This is a genomic window from Caulobacter sp. P1_B12_2 (assembly GCF_056406675.1).
This window is the reverse complement of record NZ_JBFTZS010000354.1, coordinates 1-4957: the sequence shown is the minus strand read 5'-3', so window position 1 is coordinate 4957 and position 4957 is coordinate 1. Positions and strand designations below refer to the sequence as shown.

The 4957-nt window shown below is 65.6% G+C and carries 5 protein-coding genes; 1 reads left to right on the top strand and 4 read right to left on the bottom strand.

Features of this window, described 5'->3' with window-relative positions; genetic code table 11:
* From AC1DZ6_RS18940 to AC1DZ6_RS18925, 4 genes are all read right to left on the bottom strand, one after another.
* Positions 1 to 262 (bottom strand): hypothetical protein (locus AC1DZ6_RS18940; RefSeq protein ID WP_477098690.1); only part of this gene is annotated, 262 nt, incomplete at its 3' end.
* Between the two features lie 161 nt (positions 263 to 423).
* Positions 424 to 552 (bottom strand): hypothetical protein, encoded by a 129-nt coding sequence (locus tag AC1DZ6_RS18935; protein WP_477098689.1) that lies wholly within the window; start codon positions 550 to 552, stop codon positions 424 to 426.
* Between the two features lie 107 nt (positions 553 to 659).
* Positions 660 to 788 carry a hypothetical protein gene (locus AC1DZ6_RS18930; RefSeq protein ID WP_477098688.1) on the bottom strand — a complete coding sequence of 43 codons (129 nt, stop codon included), beginning with the start codon at positions 786 to 788 and terminating at the stop codon, positions 660 to 662.
* Positions 789 to 929: 141 nt separating this feature from the next.
* A complete protein-coding gene (locus AC1DZ6_RS18925) occupies positions 930 to 1667 on the bottom strand; it encodes a FadR/GntR family transcriptional regulator (protein ID WP_477098687.1) in 738 nt (245 codons plus the stop codon).
* A gap of 311 nt (positions 1668 to 1978) precedes the next feature.
* On the opposite strand from AC1DZ6_RS18925, the gene AC1DZ6_RS18920 reads away from it, so the two are divergent.
* Positions 1979 to 4882, top strand: a complete 2904-nt coding sequence (locus AC1DZ6_RS18920; protein WP_477098686.1) for a TonB-dependent receptor — start codon at positions 1979 to 1981, stop codon at positions 4880 to 4882.
* The last annotated feature ends 75 nt before the right edge of the window (positions 4883 to 4957 follow it).

Genomic DNA, 4957 nt, shown 5'->3' with positions numbered 1-4957 from the left:
ATGTCGGCCTGCTGGCCCTGCTGACCCTGGAGCGCCGGGCGCCGGCGATGGTCGAGCCGCCGACCGTGGTGATCGCCCTGGCGCCGCGCGAGGCCGAGCCGGAGCGGCGGCGGACCTCGCCGGCCCGTCGCGCCGCCGCGCCCTCGCCGGCCCGCGCAAGACTCGACACGCCGGTGTCCGACGTCGAGCCCCTTGCCTTGCCCACGGCCTCGGCCGGGCCGAACCTGTCCCAGACCGTCGAGCCGGGCTGGCGGGTCGGCAAAGGCGAGTATCTGGATCCGGCCAGCGCCCGTCGCGCTCGCAGGGCCTGGGAAGCGGCCGAGGACCGCCGCTACAAGCGCGCCTGCCTGGGGCAGTCGAGCGAGCATATGACCGAGAATGAGAGAGACGCCTGCTGGGACGCCTGGGGCGGCGCCGGCCCGCTCACTGGACCAGACGGAAGACGACCTGGGCGGCCATGGCCAGGAGCGCCCACAGCACCAGGGCGATCAGGACAAGAGTGATCGTCGGCGAACCTCGCTCCCGCCAGCGGCGGGGCAGACGGCTGACCATCGCGTTTCTCCCTGCGGGCGCGTCGTTCGCACGCCTCGAAGCCAGACTACGCCTGCAATCTTGAACGGTATATAGGTCAATACTCTCGCTAGAGGCGCGCCGCGACCCTAGCCCAGGACCTGGAACGCCGCCTGGCTGACCAGCCCGAGGGTCAGCCACAGGCCCAGACCCAAGGCGATGTAAATGGCCTTGGGGTTACGCCGGTTACGGTAATGGTGGATCTCGTGACGCGCCATCGACCAGCCCTCCGTGAACGCATCGTACGTTCGCGGAGTCAGAAACGAGCTTCGCCACGAAAAGGCTGCAAGCGTTAACGCGAGCGTGATCGGTTATCCACAAATTGGTTGGAATCAGGCCTCGCCTCGCCGCCACCCACCTTAAGACGAGCCGGCCTGGGATCGTTCGGTTTCCAACTGAAGCAGGCGTCGAGCGTGGCGTCTCACGCTGAGACTCATATGGCGGCGCGCGGCGGAGCGGGCGGCGGCGGGGTCACCCTTCGCGATGGCCTCGTAGATCGCTTCGTGCTCACGCCAGATCTTGCGCAGATAACGATGGCTGACGCGTTCACGGCCTTGCAGATAGACCTTGCGCGACGGCACCAGTCGGATCCCGAGGAAGTCGATGAAGCGCTCGAAATACTGATTGCCGGACGCCTGGGCGATGGCCCGATGGAAACCGACATCGGCGTCGATGTTCTCGTCGCCGCCCTCGGCCTCGGGCGACATGGCGTCCAGGTTGCGCTTGAGCTCGACCAGATGGGATTCGTCGCGCCGCTCGGCCGCGAGGCTGGCCATTTCGGTTTCGATGGCCAAGCGCATTTCCAGCAGCTTCAGCACATCCTCGATCGCGTCCAGTTCCTGCGGCGTGACTTGGAAGGCCTCGTAGCGGGCGCCGCTGGCGACGAAGACGCCCGCGCCCTGGCGCGGCACGGTGAAGCCCTGCACCGTCAGACGGGCCATCGCTTCACGTACGACGGTTCGACTGACGCTAAGCTCGATCGACAGGTCTTTCTCGGTCGGCAGGCGCGAGCCGGGCGCGAGTCTTCCCGTACGGATGCGTTCGCTGAAATCATCGAAGATGTCGTCGACGAGCGAGCGACGCTGGGCGACTGCCATATGAGCCTTCCGTTTCAATCAGCCACGAACCTATAGCGTCGCCTGGCCAGCGACAATGCGTCCGCGACAGCTGCGAGGAGGACTCGACGATATCCAAAATTCATCATATGACCTGACAACATCGAGAATGAACACGGGTCTCCGGCGCCTTGGCCGGGAACACGGATCTGGAAATTTTCGACCGGGCCGCTGAAGCGCGCGGAGGTCCGGAAGGCGCAAGCAGGAGCATCTACGCAACCACGAAGGACCCCCCAAAGAGGAGGCCTTCAAAAACGCCGGGCCCAAGAGGCGCCGGCCCTGGGGAGGAAACCATGCTCGTCTTCAATCTTCCGGTGAGCGGCTCGCGCCGTCACGCCCTGCTGTCGGCCACCGCGCTCTGCGCGATGTTCGCGTTCGCCGCGCCCGCGGCCGCTCAAACCTCCACCCAGGCCGCCGCCAAGGTCGCCGGGAACGACACGACCGAAGTCGGGGAAGTGGTGGTCACCGGCTTTCGCGGCAGCCTGGCCAAGGCGCTCAACACCAAGCGCGAAAGCTCGGTCGCCGTCGACGCCATCCTCGCCGAGGACATCGGCAAGTTTCCCGATCTGAACCTGTCGGAATCCATCCAGCGCATTCCAGGCGTCGCTCTGGCCCGCGATGGCGGCGAAGGCCGCCAGATCGCCGTGCGGGGCCTTGGCGCCACCTTCACCCGGGTGCGCATCGACGGCATGGAAGCCCTGGCCAGCACCGGCGGCGCCGACTCTTCGGGCGGCGCCAACCGCAGCCGCTCGTTCGACTTCAACGTCTTCGCCTCGGACCTGTTCAGCTCGATCAAGGTGGCCAAGACCGCCGAGGCCGCGCAGGAAGAAGGCTCGCTGGGCGCCACGGTCGACCTGCAGACGGGCCGCCCGTTCGACACGCCCGGCTTCAAGTTCGCCGCCTCGGCCCAGGCGGCCTACAACCAGCTTTCAGGCAAGACCGGCCCCCGCGTGGCCGCCCTGGTCTCCAAGACCTTCCTGGACGACACCGTCGGCATCCTGGTTTCAGGCGCCTATTCCAAGCGCGACACCATCGAGGAAGGCAGCAGCACGGTGCGCTGGGCGACCAACGCCGGCAGCTTCCTTCCCGGCTTCCAGTCGGCGCCCGCCTCGGGTTCGCCGACCCTGGCGCAGCTGAACAGCGCCTTCCACCCGCGCTTCCCGCGCTACGACCACTTCGACAACCACAGCGAACGGACCGGCTTCACGGCCTCATTGCAGTGGAAGCCGAGCGACCGCACCCTGGTGACGCTCGACGGCCTCTACGCCGACTTCAAGGCGACCCGGCGGGAATACTACCTGGAAGCTCCGTCGTTCAGCACCGGCACCGCCTGCACCGTGGCCAACCGGCCCAACAACTGCGGTCTGGCCGATTTCGACGTCGTTTCGGCGACGGTCGAGAATAACATCCTGACCAAGGGCGTCTTCAACGACGTGGATCTGCGGACCGAGAACCGGTTCGACATTCTCGACACCAAGTTCAAGCAGGTCACGCTGAACGTCGAGCATCGGTTCAGCGACAAGCTGGACGTGTCGTTCCTGGCGGGGCGCTCGAACTCGTTCCACGACAACCCGTTTCAGACGACCCTGACCTTCGACCAGTTCAATATCCAGGGCTACAGCTACGACTATACCGACCCGCGCCACCCTGGCCTGGGCTATGGGACCACCGACGTCACCAGCCCGTCGGGCTGGGTCCTGCGCGAACTGCGTCAGCGCAAGCTCACGGCAGAGAACAGCTACGACACGGCCAAGTTCGCCCTGAGCTACGCGCTCAACGACTCCCTGAAATTCTCGGGCGGCCTCGACTACAAGAAGTACGACTTTGTCACGACCGAGCTGCGCCGCGTCGACGCCGCAGGTTCGACCGCCAACGTCGAGGTTTTCACCGCCGCCCAGATCGCCACGCTCAACGCGGTCGCGCCTCTGGCCAGCTACACCACCCTCGCCCATCTCAACGGCAAGGGCCTGGGCATCCCGGCCGGCACCCCGACCACCTGGCTCGTGCCCGACCTGGAGAAGTTCTACTCGCTGTTCAACGTCAACGACCAGACCACTCTGAACGGCCTGTTCAAGCTCGGAACCGCGCCCGCCCTGACCAACAACAAGGGCGTCTCGGAGAAGGACAAGGGCGCCTTCCTGCAGGCCGACTTCAGAACCGCCATTCAGGACATTCCGGTGCGCGGCAATATCGGCGTGCGTTACGTGAAGACCGCGCAGGAATCGTCGGGCTACGCCTTCGTTGGCGGCCAGACCGTGCCGATCGTCGCCCAGCGCGACTACAGCGACACGCTTCCCAGCTTGAACCTCGTGGTCGAACCGCGTGAAGACTTCCTGATCCGCTTCAGCGCGGCCAAGGTGATGGCGCGGGCGGAATTGACCCAACTGTCGCCCGGCGCGGCGTTCAACGTGGCGGGCTCGACCCGCGCGGTGACAGCGGGCAACCCCAACCTGGATCCGATTAGGTCGACGAACTACGACGTGTCGGGCGAGTGGTATTTCCAGCCGGGATCGCTGCTGTCGGTGGCGCTGTTCGAGAAGAAGATCTCGACCTTCGTCCAGAACGTGACGACCAATCAGACCTATCAGGGCAACCCGTTCGGCCTGCCCGACAGCGCCGCCATCGCCGCCTGCGGCAACCAGACGACCGACTGCAACACGACGACCACCAGCTGGGCGTTCACCGCCCCGCTCAACACCCCCGGCGGCACGCTCAAGGGGTTCGAGATCAACTACCAGCAGGCCTTCAAGTTCTTGCCCGGCCTGCTGGGCAACACCGGCGTGCTGCTGAACTACACCAGCGTGATCGCCAAGGTGAACTATGTGAACGGGGCCGGGGTCACCGTCGCCCGCCAGAACCTCACCAACCTGTCGCCGCATTCCTACAATGCGACGCTCTATTACGAAGACTCCCGCATCAGCACCCGGGTCTCGGCCGCCTGGCGCAGCCGCTACCTGACGGCGGTGCCGGGCGCCGACAACACGGCGATCGCGCCGATCGCCTATCAGGGCACCAACGAGACGCTCAATATCGACGCCTCGTTCCAATACACGATCAATCCGCACCTGAAGCTGACCCTGGAAGGCGTCAACCTGACCGACGAATTCCAGGATCAGTTCATTGGCGAGCAGAACCTGGAGTCGGTCTACCACCACACCGGCCGCGAGTTCATCGTCGGGGTGCGCTACGCCTTCTAGTCCAGCAAGGCTTCTCTCCGGACGCCTCGGGCCTCTCGAGGCGTCCGCGCTCTTCCAAAGCCCAAAGAAAAAGGG